This window comes from Mastigocoleus testarum BC008, from assembly GCF_001456025.1.
Classification (GTDB): Bacteria; Cyanobacteriota; Cyanobacteriia; order Cyanobacteriales; family Nostocaceae; genus Mastigocoleus; species Mastigocoleus testarum.
In genome coordinates, this window is the sequence record NZ_LMTZ01000050.1 from 1 (window position 1) to 19419 (window position 19419).

Annotated in this window: 13 protein-coding genes; 8 read left to right on the plus strand and 5 right to left on the minus strand. The window is 38.7% G+C overall.

The genetic code is table 11. The features are described from left to right. Positions 1 to 226: 226 nt before the first annotated feature. Positions 227 to 1066 (minus strand): S-formylglutathione hydrolase, encoded by an 840-nt coding sequence (gene fghA / locus BC008_RS09310; protein WP_036268342.1) that lies wholly within the window; start codon positions 1064 to 1066, stop codon positions 227 to 229. 231 nt (positions 1067 to 1297) lie between these two features. Here fghA and BC008_RS09315 point away from each other — a divergent pair, with 231 nt between their 5' ends. Further along, entirely contained in the window at positions 1298 to 2965 is a 1668-nt protein-coding gene (locus BC008_RS09315; RefSeq protein WP_027846334.1) for a phytoene desaturase family protein, read from the plus strand. A 78-nt stretch (positions 2966 to 3043) separates the two neighbouring features. Here BC008_RS09315 and BC008_RS09320 read toward each other — a convergent pair whose 3' ends face one another. From BC008_RS09320 to BC008_RS09335, 4 genes are all read right to left on the minus strand, one after another. Next, positions 3044 to 3253, minus strand: coding sequence for a TOBE domain-containing protein (locus tag BC008_RS09320; RefSeq protein ID WP_027846335.1), 210 nt, complete (start codon positions 3251 to 3253; stop codon positions 3044 to 3046). A 227-nt stretch (positions 3254 to 3480) separates the two neighbouring features. Beyond that, positions 3481 to 4035 carry a GNAT family N-acetyltransferase gene (locus BC008_RS09325; protein WP_027846336.1) on the minus strand — a complete coding sequence of 185 codons (555 nt, stop codon included), beginning with the start codon at positions 4033 to 4035 and terminating at the stop codon, positions 3481 to 3483. A 174-nt stretch (positions 4036 to 4209) separates the two neighbouring features. Beyond that, positions 4210 to 5322 carry an S-(hydroxymethyl)glutathione dehydrogenase/class III alcohol dehydrogenase gene (locus tag BC008_RS09330; protein ID WP_027846337.1) on the minus strand — a complete coding sequence of 371 codons (1113 nt, stop codon included), beginning with the start codon at positions 5320 to 5322 and terminating at the stop codon, positions 4210 to 4212. Positions 5323 to 5891: 569 nt separating this feature from the next. Further along, complete coding sequence (locus BC008_RS09335) at positions 5892 to 6629, minus strand: Uma2 family endonuclease (RefSeq protein WP_082650523.1); 738 nt, start codon at positions 6627 to 6629, stop codon at positions 5892 to 5894. Positions 6630 to 6955: 326 nt separating this feature from the next. Between BC008_RS09335 and BC008_RS09340 the strand changes: the two genes are divergently transcribed. The 7 genes from BC008_RS09340 (at position 6956) to BC008_RS09370 (ending at position 19172) form a co-directional block, all read left to right on the plus strand. Beyond that, positions 6956 to 8227, plus strand: coding sequence for a valine--pyruvate transaminase (locus BC008_RS09340; RefSeq protein WP_027845376.1), 1272 nt, complete (start codon positions 6956 to 6958; stop codon positions 8225 to 8227). Between the two features lie 171 nt (positions 8228 to 8398). Continuing rightward, positions 8399 to 8968, plus strand: a complete 570-nt coding sequence (gene rimM / locus BC008_RS09345) for a ribosome maturation factor RimM (protein ID WP_027845375.1) — start codon at positions 8399 to 8401, stop codon at positions 8966 to 8968. Positions 8969 to 9762: 794 nt separating this feature from the next. Further along, complete coding sequence (locus tag BC008_RS09350; protein WP_027845374.1) at positions 9763 to 12153, plus strand: phosphoketolase family protein; 2391 nt, start codon at positions 9763 to 9765, stop codon at positions 12151 to 12153. A gap of 322 nt (positions 12154 to 12475) precedes the next feature. Continuing rightward, entirely contained in the window at positions 12476 to 15064 is a 2589-nt protein-coding gene (locus BC008_RS09355) for a glycogen/starch/alpha-glucan phosphorylase (RefSeq protein ID WP_027845373.1), read from the plus strand. A 338-nt stretch (positions 15065 to 15402) separates the two neighbouring features. Then, positions 15403 to 16413, plus strand: a complete 1011-nt coding sequence (locus BC008_RS09360) for a 2-hydroxyacid dehydrogenase (protein WP_027845372.1) — start codon at positions 15403 to 15405, stop codon at positions 16411 to 16413. Positions 16414 to 16963: 550 nt separating this feature from the next. Then, on the plus strand, positions 16964 to 18013 hold the full coding sequence (gene gap, locus BC008_RS09365; protein ID WP_027847036.1) for a type I glyceraldehyde-3-phosphate dehydrogenase: 1050 nt from the start codon (positions 16964 to 16966) through the stop codon (positions 18011 to 18013). A 304-nt stretch (positions 18014 to 18317) separates the two neighbouring features. Continuing rightward, positions 18318 to 19172: an FAD-binding domain-containing protein gene (locus BC008_RS09370; RefSeq protein WP_027847092.1), complete on the plus strand. Its 855-nt coding sequence runs from the start codon at positions 18318 to 18320 to the stop codon at positions 19170 to 19172. Positions 19173 to 19419: the final 247 nt, after the last annotated feature.

Here is a 19419-nt window from a genome sequence, read left to right on the forward strand (position 1 = left end):
AACAACTCGAGAATTTTGGAACACTGCGAGAAGCCATGGAGCATGTCTTGACTTTAGCGTCCTAGCTAACCTGGCGGTTGCTATAACTACTATGAAGCTCAAAGAAGCCAGTGATTTTGTTGTACAGACTGCTGACCAGTTAACAGCTTCATAGCAGTAATAAGAATTATCTTAGTAAATACTACTTGATTTACTTTTACAAACACTTATCAATCACAAAACTGTATTAATTGAGAAAAATCGCATGATGGTGAATATGATCTTCCATAAAAGAAGCAATAAAATAATAACTGTGGTCATAACCTTCTTGATAACGTAAATTCAAAGGTTGTTTGACTTGTGCACAAGCTTTTTCAAATAATTCTGGAAGTAGTTGCTTTTGTTGGAAAAAACTATCAGCGGTACCTTGATCGATCAAAATTGGAGAATGAAAACCAATTTTCTTCACTAATTCAGTTGCATCATAGTTACTCCAAGTATCTTTGTTATCCCCTAGGTAACCACTTAAAGCTTTTTCTCCCCAAGGACACTGCATTGGTGCAACAACAGGCGCAAATGCTGAAACTGATTTATATTTTTCGGGGTTACGCATCGCACAGATCAAAGCACCATGTCCACCCATAGAGTGACCAAAAATACTTTGTTTATCAAGATTGACCGGGAAATTCTCAGCAATTACATTAGGTAACTCTTCAACAACATAACTGTACATCTTGTAATGAGATGACCAGGGTATTTCCGTCGCATCCACATAAAAGCCCGCACCTGTACCAAAATCCCAGCTTTCATCTTCACCTAAAATACCTGTGTTGCGAGGACTAGTATCTGGTGCAACTAATAATAAACCATGTTCTGCAGCATATTTTTGCGCTCCGGCTTTAATCATAAAGTTTTCTTCAGTGCAGGTTAAACCAGACAACCAATAAAGAACGGGTACATTTTGAGACGTCGCTTGGGGCGGTTGATAAACTGCAAAGCGCATTTCACTATTGCAACTGGAAGAAAAATGAGAATAAAAGCCAAGTTTTCCACCGAAGGTTTTATATTCTGAGTTGAGTTTAATCATATTTACGAACTGCCTTAAATCCAGGAAGAATAAAGAAAAAAGTAAAAATAACTAATAACCAAAGAATATTTTAAACACCTTTTGTCGCGAGAACTCAGATTGTTGGAAGTAAGTATTTGTAGAATTCCTTAATTTGTATTCATATATTTTAATAGTAAACAAGTTGCATATATAAATTTAGTATGCAATTATTTGAGTATAAGGATATTTCGCTTCCAGGAGGTATTCCAAATGAGCGGGAAACAATTAGCACGAAATGAATATGATTTAATACTTATCGGTTCTGGTATGGGAGCTCTTACAGTCGCAAGTTTAATGAGCCAATTGCGCAATAAAAGAGTTTTGGTACTGGAGCGTCACTTTAAAGCAGGTGGTTTTACTCATGATTTTAAACGTAAGCAATTTCACTGGGATGTGGGGTTACATTATGTGGGAGAAATGGAATCAGGTTCGCAGATGCGAGGTATATTTGACCTAGTCACAGCAAATCATGTCCAATGGAATAAAATGCCGGAACCCTTTGAGAAGTTCGTTTATCCGGAGTTTAGTTTCAATGTGTACGGAGATGAAAAGAGATATATTGCTGACCTGATTAAACTATTCCCTCAAGAAAAGTCATCCATTCGCCAATATTTTCGAGATGTAAAGAAAGCTGCAGGAGCCTTAATTAATGACTCAATGGCAAAAAGTAGTTCTTTACCAGTTAAATTACTGGGGAGTGCAGGTAAATTATGGAATAGATTTCCCCTGAATCTCACAGTGAAAGACTACTTGGATAAGCATTTTCAAGATCCAACACTTAAGGCTTTACTGGTATCTCAGTGGGGAGACTACGGACTTCCTCCAAGTATTTGTGCTTTTGTGCAACATGCAACGATTGTGCAACATTATCTCAGTGGTGGGTATTATCCTGTGGGAGGAGCAGGTGAAATTGCTGCTAGTGTGACGAAAATTGTCGAAAAATCCGGTGGAAAATTTTTGCTGAATCGGGAAGTTACTGAAGTTTTAATTGAAGACGGAAGTGCGGTAGGAGTAAGAGTTCGTAAACTAAATGCTCAAAATGTAAATACCAAAAATGTAAATACAAAAGATAATCTTGACATAGCAAGTTCTTCAGCGAAAGAAGAATATTATGCACCTGTGATAGTCTCCAATGTTGGTGCTGCAAATACTTACCTAAAACTAATCCCTCGGGATTATCCAATTCCCTTTCGAGACTCCCTACAAAGATTTATCAAACAGTATTCGCCTACAACTAATCTAACTGTATATTTAGGATTCTCTGAAGATCCGAGAAAATTAGGTTTCAAAGGTGAAAATCACTGGATTTATAGCAGCATTGACCATGAGAAAATTTATGAACATAGAGGTAGTTGGATTAATGACAACGCTAAACCTTTGAATGTCTATCTTTCATTTCCTTCGTTGAAAGATCCAAAAGCAGAAAATCATACAGCCGAAATTATTGTTGATAGTGATTACGAGCCTTTTGTCCAATGGAAAAATCAACCTTGGCTACACCGTGATGATACTTATCAGCAACTAAAACAACGTCTGATGGATAGGCTAATTGATTTTGTAGATAAATACTATCCTGGGTTTGCTGACACCATTATATATAAAGAACTTTCTACACCCTTAACCAATGAACATTTTACCGCTCATCACCAAGGAGCGATCTACGGACTTCCTGCTGTGTGCGATCGCTTCGATCCGCAAAATTCAGCTTGGACAACTCCGAAAACACCATTACCCGGTTTATACCTTACAGGTTCTGATGTTTGCTCCTCAGGAATTGTCGGTGCAATGATGGGAGGTGTTTTCACCCTAAGCGATATACCTGGTGGTATTTCATTCCCAGAGGTATTTGCTAGTGCAGCAAAAAGCAAGTCCAAATGACTCAATATTTGCATAGTAGAAGATTTAGGGATCTTCCGTGGAAGATCTCTACAAAAAAATCTGTGATACCAAAACAATCTAATCAACAGCAACCATAACTTCAGTCGCTTTAATCACTGCATAAGCCTCTTTACCCAAGCTAAGTTTTAAACTGTCTGCAGAAGACTTAGTAATAACTGCTACAACTTCTACCCCTGGAGCCACTTCCAAAGTAACTTCAGCACTGACAACCCCAGGTACAATTTTTTTGACAGTTCCCTTAAGAGTATTGCGAGCGCTAATTTTCATTATTGAATACCGATATAGTCATTTTTATGATTAAATATTAGCAATAGTGACTGATTTCAATGGTTTTCTTCCATTTTTATTCACTATTAAAGTTAAACGCTGTTAATATTTATATTTTTTAGTTCAGAAGCAGTATTCGAAAGTCAGAAGTAAAGAATGTAAAATAAGAGAAGACATATTTTTTGAGTAATCTTCGCCGTTAGGCGCGGGCGTATACCAATTACCAATTACCAACTTGATACATAATCTTTTTTCAGCAGCGCAAACATTCTCAAATCGTGAAAATGACCCTTCCAAAAACCACGTTCTCTTAAGATACCTTCCTCTCGAAAACCTAGTTTTTGTAATAACTTCATAGATGCAATATTTGGTAACATAACAGTCGCTTCGATTCGGTTTAATTGCATTGTTTCAAAACCATAACGAATTACAGCACTAAGAGCTTTAGTCATGATTCCCTTTCTCCAATGAGCTTGAGAAAGCTCATAACCAATTTCTGCACGTAAACGATTTTTGTTCCACCCACTATAACCACAAGTTCCAATTATTATATTTTCTCTCTTCTTTGCTATCCCCCAACGTATAACTTCCTGCTCCCTAAAACCTTCACTTAAACTATAAATTAGATATTTAGCTTCTTCAATATTTTTAAATTCTTCTAAATCATGATATCTAAGGACTCTTGGATCGGAAAATATTCGATAAATAGCTTCTGCATCAGATAATTTGATTTCTCTTAAGACTAAACTTTCTGATTCTAATTTTGGAAATTTGTAAAGCATATATTCATGCAAAAGATTGCGATTTATTAACTGCGATTTATCAATAACAATTATTATCTCACCAAATAAAAATAGTTATATAAATGCAATGTTCACACATAGCCTGCAGGAACCACAAATTCTCAGAATTCGGTTGAATTGAGTTATTTTTATATGATTATATGCTTTAATGGTCTAATTAAACGTGACTACACTTCTAATGGAATCGCCTTGATGCATTAAATCAAAGGCATCGTTAATTTTTTCAATTGGCATTACGTGGGTAATCAAATCATCAATATTGATTTTTCCTTCCATATACCAATCAACAATTTTTGGTACATCAGTTCGCCCCCTTGCACCACCAAATGCTGAACCTTTCCAAACTCGCCCGGTTACTAACTGAAAGGGACGAGTACTAATTTCTTCACCTGCACCTGCAACACCAATAATAATGCTTTGACCCCAACCCTTATGGCAACATTCCAGGGCTTGACGCATAACTTTGACATTACCAATACACTCAAAGCTATAGTCTGCACCACCATCGGTTAAATCGACTAAATATTTAACTAAATCACCTTCAACTTCATTGGGATTGACAAAGTGGGTCATCCCAAATTTTTCTGCTAAGGAGCGTTTTTTGGTATTAATATCTACACCAATAATTTTATTGGCTCCCACCATCCGCGCTCCTTGAATCACATTTAAACCAATACCACCCAAACCAAAGACGACTACATTAGCACCGGGTTCTACTTTTGCTGTATAGATTACAGCACCTATACCTGTGGTCACGCCGCAGCCGATATAACAAACCTTATCAAAAGGAGCATCTTCACGAATTTTGGCAAGAGCAATTTCTGGTAAAACGGTATAGTTAGCGAAAGTAGAAGTACCCATGTAATGGTGCAACTTTTGACCACCAATGGAAAAACGACTAGTACCATCAGGCATTAAACCTTTACCTTGGGTAGCGCGGATAGCTTGGCAAAGATTTGTTTTGAAGCTGAGACAATATTCGCATTGACGACACTCTGGGGTATACAAAGGAATCACGCGATCGCCCTTTTTCAGGCTAGTTACTTCTTTACCAACCTCGACTACAACACCTGCACCTTCATGTCCTAAAATTGCAGGAAATAAACCCTCAGGATCTCTACCAGAAAGAGTGTAAGCGTCGGTGTGACAGACTCCGCTGGCTTTTATTTCTACCATCACTTCGCCAGCTTTGGGACCTTCAAGTTGCACCGTTTCAATACTTAGCGGTTTACCTGCCTCGTAAGCGATTGCTGCTTTAACTTCCACTTTCTACTGTCCTTCTGTGTATATTTCCTAAATTATCTGATGTGATTTTATTAAGTTGATATTGGCAAATTTGATATTGGCAAATATTGGAGAAAATTATTCACACTTTGATGCAAGTTAAAGGTTATCTTATGAATACCGACACAGCTAGCTCTGGTTACATAAATTAAAGAAATAGCAAATATAGCAGCTAAAAAATAGATTTTTGGCAACAGTCAATATAACCCCCTCAAATAATCCCCTCAAAATTATCAAACAAGGGAATACCAAACTATAAATCTCCCAATACAACTAATCTTGTTGATGGGTCATTGCACGATCACATCTTAAGTAAGTAGGCGAGAAAAAAGTAAACTATGTAAATAAATATAAAATATCTGTATTTGGCTAGTAGTAGCGCTTTAGCGCTAAAGCGCTATTACAAACAAGTTATGATTTTTCTTACTAACGTACTTACATCTGAAAAAATGCAATATCTAAATGGGCTATTTAATTTACTGGAATTTCCTAGTATTTTTTCTTATTCCCTTTTCCCTGTCCCCTGTTCACTGTTCCCTTTTACCGAAATTTCACTTGAGTTTTTTAAGATATGACTCGAATTCTTCCAGGGCTTTAGGAACCCCAAAGATATTAGCACGCTCAACAAATTGAGGAATAATTTTTGCAACTGGGAGATCGGGAAAATTTGGAGAAGTATTGAACTCCATATACTCGCTGTTAACTAAGATATAAATTTTTAAGGCACCATCAGCATAAATCCATAATTCTGGTACCCTCAATTCTTGATAAGCAACAACTTTGTTTATAGACACACCATCAGTATCTATGACTAAATCTGGCGGTGGTTGCTGAGTCAAGTTTAATGTCTTTTTACCGGCGACCTCTTGATGGTTTTGAATGTAAAAGCAGTTATCTGGCTCGATTGCGACTCCTCGACTCTCACTCTTTAAAGTAGTTGACCCAAAGGAATTCCAAGATTTTTCCTGAGATTTCAGCGACATCTCAAGTAAGCTTGCAATTACAAGCTTTCCCCTTTCCTCATCTCCTAGGGGAGCCATAATTTCTAGAACTTTATCAGCATATGCGATTCTGAAGGAACGATTTTGCTCTAGTTCAACTAATATTTGATTTAATCTTTGCCAAGAAACAGGCTGTAGGATTAATTTTTCTCCCGGTTCTAATTGCAGTTCCAAGGAATTTTTCGGTTTGTTGGATATAGCATTGAGGTCGTAACCTTTGGGAATAAATACAGATATCTGGGACTTTTTCCAACTAGGTTGGGTGCGATAAGATTCTTTGTTATTCATTTTTAGAATATTAAGTGTTACTTCTAACCCGTTACTTCGGAAAGCTTGAATCATCTATTGGTAGAGCTGTGATATTCCTTTGTATTAAAGTATTTTGAGGATTTTCATAAGTAAGGGGCAACTTGAGTAAATCTTAAAAATTATCCTATCAGGATTTAGATCTGGATATCACATAATGGGAACGAAGATTTCTTCATATTTTGTATGAGTTTGTGAAATTATTGTTTTTGCGCGAACTAATACAATAATGTGTGAAATTATTGTTGGTGCACGAACTAATACAATAGTTTTATTAATATAGTTGTTTCAGCCACCCTTCCCTACCTATGAATCCTGCTCTAACAAAAATTGGTGCCCAAATGTCCAACCTGAGTGGTGTTAGAGCCATCATGAAGGATGTGATTGAAACCTTGGAAGCAAGCAAAGGTAAGGATTTAATTAATTTAAGTGCGGGGAATCCGTTAATTCTGCCAGAAGTAGAACAGTTATGGCGCGATTGTACTGCACAGTTATTAGCTAGCCCAGATTATGGTGAGGTTGTATGTCGCTACGGTTCTTCACAGGGTTATGCACCTTTGATTGAAGCTATTGTTAAGGATTTTAACCGACGGTATGAATTAAATTTAAGTGCGCGTAATATTTTATTAACACCGGGCAGCCAAAGTTTATACTTCTATGCTGCAAATGCTTTTGGGGGTTACACCAGTAATGGCGAACTCAAACAAATTATTTTACCTCTGAGTCCTGATTATACTGGTTATGGTGGCGTCTGTTTAGTACCGGAAGCTTTAATTGCTTATAAACCGACTTTGGATATCGATGCTTCATCTCACCGATTTAAATACCGCCCTGATTTTAGTCAATTAGCGATAACTGAAAATACTGGTTGTGTAATATTTTCTCGTCCCTGCAATCCAACGGGTAATGTACTCACGGATGATGAAGTAAATAAAATTGCCTTGATGGCTAAACCCCATGATGTGCCAGTATTCATAGACTCAGCATATGCACCCCCATTCCCAGCATTAAACTTTACTGATATGACGCCAAAATTTGGTGGGAATATTGTCCATTGCATGAGCTTATCAAAAGCAGGTTTGCCGGGGGAACGTATTGGAATTGCTATTGGTGATGAACGGGTTATTGAGGTTTTGCAGTCTTTTCAAACCAATATGTGCATTCATCCGTCTCGTTACGGACAAGCAATTGCAGCCTACGCGATTGATTCTGGGGCTCTGGTAGAAATTAGTAAAACTGTGATTCGCCCCTTTTATCAAAATAAATTTACAGTATTAGAAAGTACCTTAGACTCGGCTATGCCGGATAGTTTACCTTGGTTCCTACATCGTGGTGAAGGTGCTATTTTTGCTTGGTTATGGTTGCAAAACTTACCAATTACAGACTGGGAATTTTACCAACGCCTGAAAGAGGTTGGGGTTATTGTTGTACCAGGTAGTACTTTCTTTCCTGGCTTGAATCAAGAATGGGAACACAAACAGCAGTGTTTCCGTATTAGTCTTACGGGTAGCGATCAAGAAATCACGATCGCAATGGAACAGTTAGCCCAAGTTGCTCAAACTGTTTATCAAGATAGATAATTGATGAGCTAAAAAAAGACATTCTCTTGCGCACCTAAATAAAAACCTTTGTATATTAATCTTATGTAGCGGTGCGTTATGGCGCGGTGATAAGGATAACCTAAAAAAGATATTCTATTGCACGCCTGACACACCCTACAGTGATAACTGTTAACTGTTAACTGATAACTGATGGATGGTTGGCTAGAAATTGGAAAAATAGTTGCTCCACAGGGTTTACAAGGAGAGATGCGGGTTTATCCAGAAACTGATTTTCCCGAACGTTTTGAAGTTCCCGGACAGCGTTGGTTATTACGTCCGGGAAAAAGCGAACCTGAACCTGTGGAACTAAAAAAAGGACGTTATTTAGAAGGAAAAAAATTATATGTAATAAAACTGGCTGGAATCGAATATCGCGACCGAGCAGAAGAGTTACGCGGTTGCAAGTTGTTGGTTCCCGAAACCGATCGCCCCCAGTTGGGAGAAGATGAATATCACGTAATGGATTTGATTGGCTTATCAGTTTTTCTTCAAGAGTCCGGCGAACTGATTGGTAAAGTTATTGATGTGATTCCTGCAGGTAACGATCTGCTGGAGGTTGAATTACAAGATTCTGAGAGCAAGAAGCCTGAGAAGAAGAAACAAGACAAGCAAAATGTTTTAATTCCTTTCGTGAGAGCGATTGCTCCCGTCGTTGATTTGGAAGATAGCAGAATTGAGATTACACCACCACCAGGTTTATTAACTATCAATGAAAAATAATTTATGAAAAATAATTAGCTGCTTATGATTAAGTACTAACTAATTAATGATTAATAACTTATGCAAGCCATAAGTTTATATCATTGATAAGTATTATTTTGTCATTATTTTTTTATATTACACAAAATTGTTAACTAAATAAATTATTGGCATCTAAAATTAGAATTATATCTGTACAGCAAAAATCAAAAACATCAGAGTATTGTTCAAAATAATCATCTACAATCTGTTAATTACCGAATATTGTAAACTGATTTTCTGCTTATAATCTGAAGACATAGATTCTAATAATATTAAGTTTAACTATTACAATTAATTACAAAGATCAATCTATCTGATAACTACCAAGAATATTTATCAGTTGTTATCTGGGTTAAAATTTGGTTAACATAATCAAGTGTATATTTTTTATGTTAGACTGCCTAAAAGTTATTAATTTACTGTGTAAATAGTTGTCAAAAATTAATTATTATTTAATTTTTATCCATCTAGCATTTGTCTATACAAGCAACTATGTAAGCAGTTATTTGTTGTAAAGCTTTGCAGATAGCGAGAATCCCCCAATTTTTTTTGATTTGATTAATCACTAAATCATCAATTTTGATTAGTTGTAAACATTATTTATGGGTGAAGCTTAAGTATTTCTAAAGGCAAGAAAATATTAACGAAAAAGTGACACTCTTAACTTAGTAAGTAAACTGATGAGGTTGTCATTTACTAAGTTTATAGGTCATCAAGTTTGTAGTTCTGAGAATACCAAAAACATAGTTATTGAGTTAAATGGAGTTTAATTTATGACTTTAGCAAGTGCTCCACAAACAAAACCGCTCGCAGCAGATGAATTGCGTAAAATGAATGCGTACTGGCGAGCAGCAAATTATCTCTCTGTTGGTCAAATTTATCTCTTAGATAATCCCTTACTTAAGGAACCCCTGAAGATAGAACATGTTAAGCCAAGGCTCCTCGGTCATTGGGGAACGACTCCCGGTTTAAATTTTGTTTACGTTCATCTCAACCGGGTAATCAAGAAAAACGATCTAAGCGTAATTTATATTGCTGGTCCCGGTCATGGTGGTCCTGGATTGGTTGCTAATACATATTTGGAAGGAACTTATAGTGAGTATTATCCCAATATTTCCGAAGATGCCGAGGGAATGAGGAAGCTGTTCAAACAGTTTTCTTTCCCTGGTGGTATTCCTTCACATGTAGCACCAGAAACTCCAGGAAGTATTCATGAAGGCGGGGAACTTGGTTATGCTGTTTCCCATGCCTATGGTGCAGCATTTGATAATCCTGATTTAATCGTTGCTTGTGTGGTTGGTGACGGTGAAGCAGAAACCGGACCTTTAGCTACCAGTTGGCATTCTAATAAGTTTCTCAACCCAGTTCATGATGGTGCTGTGCTACCGATTTTGCATCTAAATGGCTATAAAATTGCTAACCCGACAATATTGGCAAGAATGAGCCACGAAGAATTGCAAAGTCTGTTTATTGGTTATGGTTATAAGCCCTATTTTGTAGAGGGTTCCGATCCCGAAACAATGCACCAATTGATGGCTGCAACTTTGGATGCTGCAATTCATGAAATTAAAGATATCCAAGAAGAAGCTCGGAAAAATGGTATCGAAAAGCGCCCTCAATGGCCGATGATTATTCTGCGATCGCCTAAAGGTTGGACGGGACCGAAAGAAGTCGATGGTAAGAAAACTGAAGATTATTGGCGATCGCACCAAGTTCCTTTATCGAATATGGCAGCGGAACCAGACCACGTCAAACAGCTGGAAACCTGGATGAAGAGTTACAAGCCAGAAGAACTCTTTGATGGAAATGGTCAATTAATTACGGAACTAGCAGAACTGGCTCCCGAAGGACATCTACGGATGGGTGATAACCTCCATGCTAACGGTGGTATATTACTGCGGGACTTAAAAATGCCTGATTTTCGCGATTATGCCGTAGAGTTTAAAGAACCTGCGGAAATTAAAGCTGAAGCAACCCGCATTTCCGGTAAGTTTCTCCGGGATGTGATGAAACTCAATTTAGATAGTCGTAATTTTCGGGTATTTGGTCCCGATGAAACAGCGTCTAACCGCCTTGCAGACATATTTGATGTTTCTAAAAGAACTTGGGTCGCACAAACCCTTGATTACGATGATAACCTCGCTGCTGACGGTAGGGTTATGGAAATCCTCAGCGAACATACCTGTCAAGGTTGGTTAGAGGGATATCTGCTCACGGGTCGTCATGGGTATTTTTCCTGTTATGAAGCATTTATTCACATCATCGACTCAATGTTTAACCAACACGCCAAATGGTTAAAAACAACTCGTCATATACCCTGGCGCAGACCGATTGCTTCATTGAATTATTTATTAACCAGCCACGTTTGGCGACAAGATCATAACGGTTTTTCCCACCAAGATCCCGGTTTTATCGACCATGTTGTCAACAAAAAATCTGAAGTAGTTCGGGTTTATTTACCCCCTGATGCAAATTGTTTACTATCAGTAACAGACCATTGTCTGCGTAGCCGTCACTATGTAAATGTAATTATTGCCGGTAAACAACCGTCTTTACAGTACTTAGACATAGATTCTGCAATCAAGCACTGCACTAAAGGAATAGGAATTTGGGAATGGGCAAGTAACGACCAAGGTGGCGAACCTGATGTTGTAATGGCTTGTGCCGGAGATGCTCCGACTTTAGAAACATTAGCCGCTGTGGATATTTTGCGACAAAACTTCCCCGATCTTAAAGTCCGGGTAGTTAACGTGGTAGACTTAATGACATTGCAGCCAGAGACTGAACATCCCCACGGTTTAAATGATAAAGACTTTGACAGTTTGTTCACAACTGATAAACCAATTATTTTTGCCTTTCATGGTTATCCCTGGTTAATCCACCGTCTCACTTATCGTCGTACTAATCACAATAACTTGCACGTTCGGGGTTACAAAGAAGAAGGAACTACAACCACTCCATTTGATATGGTGGTCATGAATGACCTGGATCGCTTCCACCTGGCAATAGATGTTATTGAACGGGTACCTCAACTAGGGTCATCCGCAGCTTATGTCAAACAAATGTTACAAGACAAACTTATAGAACATAAGCATTACGTTGCCGAACACGGAGTAGATATGCCAGAAGTTCTTGACTGGCATTGGAGTTATGACGATGTTTAATTGGTTATTTTTAACTGGTAATTGGTAGTCGGTAAAAGCCCGTGCCGCAAGCGGTGAGTGGTAATCAGGAAATATATGGGCTCGTAGCAATTTTAAGGTTACATGCCTACGGCAAACGAGGTGAATAGGGATATGTAATTATTGAAACGAATGAAATACTGTATCCCCAGATCCCCGACTTTAATACTCCGATCCCCAATTTCCTTTATCTGAAGCCCAGTGCCCGATCCCCAATTCCCGATCGCCAAATACTCGTCGAAACCCCGATCGTTCTTGTATACTTCGTTATCATCATCCTCAATCTGTTTTCTCTTAATTTACAATGCATAACAAGTCATTCGATCGGGATTATCGCCAATTCGCACCACAAGATACCCAAGTCCCAGATTCCGGTTTAGTTCGGGTTGAAGATGACCGTACTGGCATGAGCGAGCAATCTCTTAAGCGGGCAATTGTTGATAATCTTCATTACGGCCAAGGTAAAGATAATTACTTTGCTACACCGTATGATTACTATATGGCAATTGCCCGTAGTATGCGCGATCGGTTAATTAAAAGGCGAATTCAAACCGCTAGAACCCATATCCAGGAAGATTCAAAAGTCGTTTATTATCTTTCTGCAGAGTTTTTGATGGGGCGTTATACCGGTAATAGCTTAATTAATTTAGGCATATATGAAAGAGTCCGCAAAGTGCTGCGAGAGTCAGGGCTCGAACTAGACGATCTCCTGGAAAAAGAGCACGAGCCAGGATTAGGTAATGGTGGTTTAGGAAGATTGGCGGCTTGTTATCTCGATTCCCTTGCAACTTTGGAAATACCTGCAGTTGGCTATGGTATTCGTTACGAATTTGGAATTTTTGAGCAAGAAATCCGTAATGGTTGGCAAGCGGAGAGACCTGATAAATGGCTAAGCTTTGGTAATGCTTGGGAGGTTTCTCTTCCAGAGTATCGAACCGAAGTCAAATTTGGAGGTCATACAGAAAGCTATACAGATACTAAGGGACGTTATCAAACTAATTGGATCCCAGAGCATACAGTATTTGGAATTCCTTATGATACTCCCATTCCTGGCTATGGAGTAAATACAGTTAATATTTTACGGTTGTGGAAAGCAGAATCGAGCAATGAATTTGATTTAGATGCTTTCAATGCTGGGGATTATCTTGGTGCGGTCGCCAACAAAATGTTTTCTGAGAATATTTCCAAAGTTCTTTATCCAAACGATGACACCGTTCAAGGTAAAGAGCTGCGCTTGGAACAACAATATTTCTTCGTTTCCTGCTCCTTACAAGATATTATTCGCCGTCATATTTATCACTACAATAGCCTTGATAATCTTCACGAAAAATCAGCTATTCAACTTAATGACACCCATCCATCTATCGGGATCGCCGAATTGATGCGACTGTTGATCGACGTTCACCAAATGGATTGGGAGCAAGCATGGCACATTACCCAAAATTGTTTTGCTTACACCAACCATACTTTGCTACCAGAAGCATTAGAACGTTGGTCTGTAAATCTATTTGGTCGTTTGCTTCCCCGACATCTGGAAATTATCTACGAAATCAATTTCCGATTTTTAAGTGAAGTCAGGAAACGTTATCCTGGCGACAACGAACGCATAGCTAGACTTTCCTTGATTGAAGGAGAAGGCGCAGATAAAAAAGTCCGGATGGCTAATCTAGCTTGTGTTGGTAGCCGTAAAATAAATGGTGTTGCTGCGTTACATACCAAGTTACTCCAACAAGATGTTCTGCGAGATTTCTACGAACTCGCACCAGAGAAGTTTATTAATAAAACTAATGGAGTTACACCGCGTCGTTGGTTACTTTTGGGTAATCCCAGACTTTCTAACCTGATTACTGAGAAAATAGGTGAAGCTTGGATTACTAACCTTGACGAACTAAGAAAATTAGAACAATTTGCCGACGATCCACAATTTAGACAAACATGGCGAGAAATAAAACAAGCCAACAAACAAGATTTAGCAGCATACATTGAACGCAAAAATCATATTCAGGTTGATACTAACTCGTTGTTTGATGTCCAAGTCAAACGATTGCATGAGTATAAACGTCAACTGCTCAACGTACTGCATATAATCACCCTTTACAATCGAATTAAACGCAATCCCAATGAGGATATTCTTCCCCGGACGTTTATTTTTGGTGGAAAAGCTGCACCTGGTTATTTCATTGCTAAATTAATCATCAAACTGATCAATTCAGTAGCTGCTGTAGTTAATGACGATCCCAGCTTAGAAGGACGTCTAAAAGTGGCATTTTTGTCCAACTACAACGTTTCCATGAGTCAACAAATATATGCAGCCGCCGAACTGTCAGAACAAATTTCCACAGCAGGAAAAGAAGCATCTGGTACGGGTAACATGAAATTTGCCCTCAATGGTGCTTTAACAATTGGAACTTTAGATGGAGCAAACGTCGAAATCCGTGAAGAAGTCGGTGCAGAAAACTTCTTTTTATGTGGATTAACAACTCCAGAAGTATATGAACTCAAAGCCAAAGGCTATAATCCCCAGGAATATTACCAATCTAATTCTGAATTACAAGAGGTGATCAGGCTAATTGCTTGCGGACATTTCTCCGATGGTGATTCCCAATTGTTCCGACCCCTGCTAGATTCGTTGTTGTACAATGACAAGTACATGTTGTTTGCTGATTACCAATCCTACATCGATACTCAGGATCGGGTAAGTCAAGCATATCGCCAGGAAGATAATTGGACTCGGATGTCTATTCTCAACACAGCCCGCATGGGTAAATTTTCATCAGATCGCGCTATTAGTGAATACTGCAAAGAAATTTGGCATGTTGAGCCCGTACCTGTTGAGTTTAAGGAATATAGTCCCGAAGATATGAACTTGAAAGTTTCCAAGGTTCATTGGTAATTGCTAGTTATTGATTACTAATTGGTTTTTGGTAATTGCTAATTGCTAATAAGAGCTTATTTAAGATTTGGAATGTAAATTGTATATTCTACGTTCCTTTTTGGGTGATGGGGCACATATTTGCCTCTGCACCTTTTTAGTGAATCAGCTTAACGTATTCCTAGAAATTTTTGGTGCTGTAATATAGTACTACGCGCAAGTCAAAAAGCTCACTACAGATAGGTTTTACCGCATCTACGACGAATAGTATTCGTTAGCGCTATATTAGGTTTCAGCGTTTGCTAACATCCCGTTTCCCAATTCCCAGTCCCTGATCGCTAATCCCCAATCGCCAAAATATGAAAGTAGCAGTTTTTAGTACCAAAGCCTATGATCGCCAATTTCTTACTGACGCAAACGCCGAAAGTGGTCACGAACTTGTTTTTTTTGAGCCCAGACTTACTCCTGATACAGCAACTTTAGCATCAGGATTTGAGGCTGTATGTGTATTTATTAATGATGAACTTCACGCCGACACATTACAAACAATTGCATCTACAGGAACAAAACTAATCGCTTTGCGCTCTGCAGGTTTTAATCATGTAGATTTACATGCAGCTGCAAAACTGGGAATGAAAGTTGTCCGCGTTCCATCTTATTCTCCCCAAGCAGTTGCAGAGCATGCTGTAGGACTAATATTAACTCTCAATCGCAAATACCACCGAGCTTTCAACCGAGTAAGGGAATCTAATTTTTCTCTGAACGGTTTACTGGGATTTGACCTGTATGGTTCCACGGTTGGTATTGTTGGTACCGGTAAGATCGGTGTTTGTTTTGCCCAAATTATGAAGGGGTTTGGCTGTAACTTACTCGCTTACGATATTTATCAAAATCCAGCTTGTTTAGATATGGGAGTCAAATATGTAGAATTACCAGAGCTACTCGGAGATTCGGATATTGTTTCCCTTCATTGTCCGTTAACTCCAGAATCCCATCACATGATTAACAGCGAGTCACTCAAGGATTTTAATCCCGGTGCAATGCTAATTAATACTAGTCGTGGCGGACTCATTGATACCAAAGCTGTAATTAAAGCTCTCAAATCAGGACGGATTGGTCACCTAGGGTTAGATGTATACGAATTAGAAGGAAGCTTATTTTTTGAAGATTTATCAGACCAAGTTATTCAAGATGATATTTTTGGACGTTTAATAACTTTTCCCAACGTAGTTATAACAGGGCATCAAGCATTTTTTACTAGAAACGCACTACAAAATATTGCCGAAGCCACCATATCTAACATTACTGACATTGACAGTGGGCATTCTTGTCCCAATCTTGTTATAGCAGAGCAAGGAATAGCTGTTTGAGTAAGAAGTAGGAGTAAGAAGTAAAAAGTAAGGAGTAAGAAGTTAGGAGTCGGGAGTCAGGAGTCAGAAATAAGAAGTCAGAAGTCAGGAGTCAAGAATCAGCAGCAACGAATTAACTAGAGCCTGCGCTACCTATAGCTATAGCTGCGCTACCTACAGAACGGAACATATCCGGTACGTTTGCGCGCTTACGCTAACGCTCCTTACTCATTACTTATTACTCATTACTTCTTACTTATTACTCATTACTCATTACTTAAACAAAATGTTATTAAATAACTTCACTTTCAGCGCGAAATCTTAAAAGATATGAATTAAATCCGCCTCAACCGGAGTCGGCTGTCAAAATCTGGTCAAGAGAATATTCACAAATGGTGGATATGGGGCATTAAATAACAGGGTGTTGGAAACAAAGTACATTCATTATTTGCCCGCGTTCACCCCAAATCCAGAGTAGGGATGAGCTTATCATCAAGTGTCAAAATAATGGGCGACCTGCTCTGTTACCCAAACAGTCGTCAACTAGAAAGTAAATATTAGGAGGTTAACCGTGGGAAAGTTAAAAGTTGCAATTAATGGATTTGGTCGTATTGGTCGATTGGTATTTCGTGCTGGGATCAAAAATCCTAACATTGAGTTTGTTGGAATCAATGACTTAGTTCCACCAGCGAATTTAGCTTACTTACTGAAATACGATTCTACCCACGGCAGTTACCAGGGTACTATTGAAGCCAAAGATGACGGCATTGTTGTTGACGGTAATTTTATTCCCTGTGTCAGTGTCCGCAACCCTTCAGAACTACCTTGGGGCAAACTAGGTGCTGATTATGTTGTAGAAGCTACAGGACTTTTCACAACTTATGATGGAGCAGCAAATCATTTGCAAGCTGGCGCTAAAAGAGTTGTAATTTCTGCTCCTACTAAAGATCCAGAGAAAGTCAAAACTTTGCTCATGGGTGTAAACCATGAATTATTTGATAGCAGTAAAGATACAATTGTTTCTAATGCTAGTTGTACGACTAATTGTTTAGCTCCCGTAGCTAAAGTCATTAACGATAACTTTGGTTTGGCTGAAGGATTGATGACTACGGTGCATGCAATGACAGCCACTCAGCCCACCGTGGATGGACCTTCCAAGAAGGATATGCGCGCTGGTCGCGGTGCATCACAAAATATAATCCCTGCTTCTACAGGTGCGGCTAAAGCTGTAGCATTGGTTTTACCCGAACTCAAAGGTAAATTGACTGGAATGGCATTCCGAGTTCCCACACCTGACGTTTCTGTAGTCGATCTAACTTTTAAGACTACAAAAGCCACAAGTTACAAGGAAATCTGCGCAGCTATGAAAACTGCATCTGAAAGTAATCTTAAAGGTGTATTGGGATATACAGAAGACCCTGTAGTTTCTAATGATTTTCGTGGTGACTTCCATTCTAGTATTTTTGATGCCGGTGCAGGTATTGAACTTAATTCCAATTTCTTTAAAATCGTTTCCTGGTATGACAACGAGTGGGGTTATTCAAACCGTGTAATAGACCTAATGATGTTTATGGCACAAAAAGAAGGGATTTTGTCAGGTGCAGAAGCTGCGCTAGTTTAAGACTTAGATTTGCAATAACTAGGAGGGAGGTTGGTTCCCAGGTAAAACCTCTCCTGAGTTCCCGTGGGTAAAACCCCCTCCTGAAGTTCCTTGGGTAAAATCCCCTCCTAACCTCCCTTGGGTAAAATCCCCTCCTAACCTCCCTTGAGTAAAACCCCCTCCTAACCTCCCCCAAGGGAGGAATGTAAGCCTGGGAACTTAGGGTAAATATTCTCCAGATCTGTCGATTAAAGTGGTAAACTAATAATCTCAATGTCGGCGTGTAGTTGCGACGCATATAATAAAAGACGAAAGAGAAATCAGTATGGATCGAGATATGCGGCGTGATTTTGCTAACCGCGACGAATTAGTAGCATATTTACGCGAACAATTTCCCGAAGCTGCGAAACGGGACAATAATATCAGTGAGATCAGAGGCGGTCATCAAGTTGCGAAGAAAGCATTACAAAAAGTCAAACCAAAACGCTACGAAAAAACACGTAATTTTATTAAAGGTGATGTCACGCGACTATCTCCTTATTTACGTCATGGGGTTCTCAGTTTGCGAGAAGCACGAAATTTTGTCTTGGGTAAGGTTAATAGTGATGATGATGCGGCAAAACTTATCAATGAATTTGGTTGGCGGGATTATTGGCAACGTTTATATTTCAAACTAGGAAATGGTATTTGGGAAGATAGGGAAGAATACAAAACCGGTTATAGCGTTGCTGAGTATGCGCCCGAACTACCAGAAGAAATTAGAGAAGGTAATACAGAATTAAATTGCATTGATAGCTTTAGTCGTCAGTTGCGGGAAACTGGTTATCTGCATAATCATATGCGGATGTGGATGGCTGCATATATTGTCCATTGGCGGCGCATCCGTTGGCAAGCTGGAGCAAAATGGTTTTTGGAACATTTATTAGATGGTGATCCGGCAAGTAACAATATGTCATGGCAATGGGTTGCGAGTACCTTTAGTCATAAACCTTACTTCTTTAACCGGGAAAACTTGGAACGTTATACAGAAGGGGTTTACTGTAAGGAATGTTCTTTAAAAGGTAAATGTGATTTTGAGGGAAGTTACGAAGAATTAGAAGAGAAGTTGTTTCCGAAGAAAGAATTTACTAGGAAGCCCAATAGTCAGAGTTGGCAAAAGGGCAAGAAAAAACGACGCTAGTACCGCTGCGCGGAAGTAAAAAGTCAAAATTCATTAGCGGATCCGTAAGGTAGCGTAGCTATAGCGTGTCCGCAGGACATAAGTCAAAAGTCAAAAATCAAAAATACCTAGGAATCTATTACTTTTTGTTTGTTCTAAAGTAAAGTCTAAAGCAATCATAAGTAGGGCTTGCTGAAAAAGTAAGATACAGATTGATTCGTTATTCGAGGAAAAACAAAAAATAAGTTTTGAACATATTAAGGCAACT

What these genes read in the sequence shown, in the direction of transcription:
- fghA (WP_036268342.1), bottom strand. Translation starts at nt 1,066, where the DNA reads ATGATTAAACTCAACTCAGAATATAAAACCTTCGGTGGAAAACTTGGC.
- BC008_RS09315 (WP_027846334.1), top strand. Translation starts at nt 1,298, where the DNA reads ATGAGCGGGAAACAATTAGCACGAAATGAATATGATTTAATACTTATC.
- BC008_RS09320 (WP_027846335.1), bottom strand. Translation starts at nt 3,253, where the DNA reads ATGAAAATTAGCGCTCGCAATACTCTTAAGGGAACTGTCAAAAAAATT.
- BC008_RS09325 (WP_027846336.1), bottom strand. Translation starts at nt 4,035, where the DNA reads ATGCTTTACAAATTTCCAAAATTAGAATCAGAAAGTTTAGTCTTAAGA.
- BC008_RS09335 (WP_082650523.1), bottom strand. Translation starts at nt 6,629, where the DNA reads ATGAATAACAAAGAATCTTATCGCACCCAACCTAGTTGGAAAAAGTCC.
- BC008_RS09340 (WP_027845376.1), top strand. Translation starts at nt 6,956, where the DNA reads ATGAATCCTGCTCTAACAAAAATTGGTGCCCAAATGTCCAACCTGAGT.
- rimM (WP_027845375.1), top strand. Translation starts at nt 8,399, where the DNA reads ATGGATGGTTGGCTAGAAATTGGAAAAATAGTTGCTCCACAGGGTTTA.
- BC008_RS09350 (WP_027845374.1), top strand. Translation starts at nt 9,763, where the DNA reads ATGACTTTAGCAAGTGCTCCACAAACAAAACCGCTCGCAGCAGATGAA.
- BC008_RS09355 (WP_027845373.1), top strand. Translation starts at nt 12,476, where the DNA reads ATGCATAACAAGTCATTCGATCGGGATTATCGCCAATTCGCACCACAA.
- BC008_RS09360 (WP_027845372.1), top strand. Translation starts at nt 15,403, where the DNA reads ATGAAAGTAGCAGTTTTTAGTACCAAAGCCTATGATCGCCAATTTCTT.
- BC008_RS09370 (WP_027847092.1), top strand. Translation starts at nt 18,318, where the DNA reads ATGGATCGAGATATGCGGCGTGATTTTGCTAACCGCGACGAATTAGTA.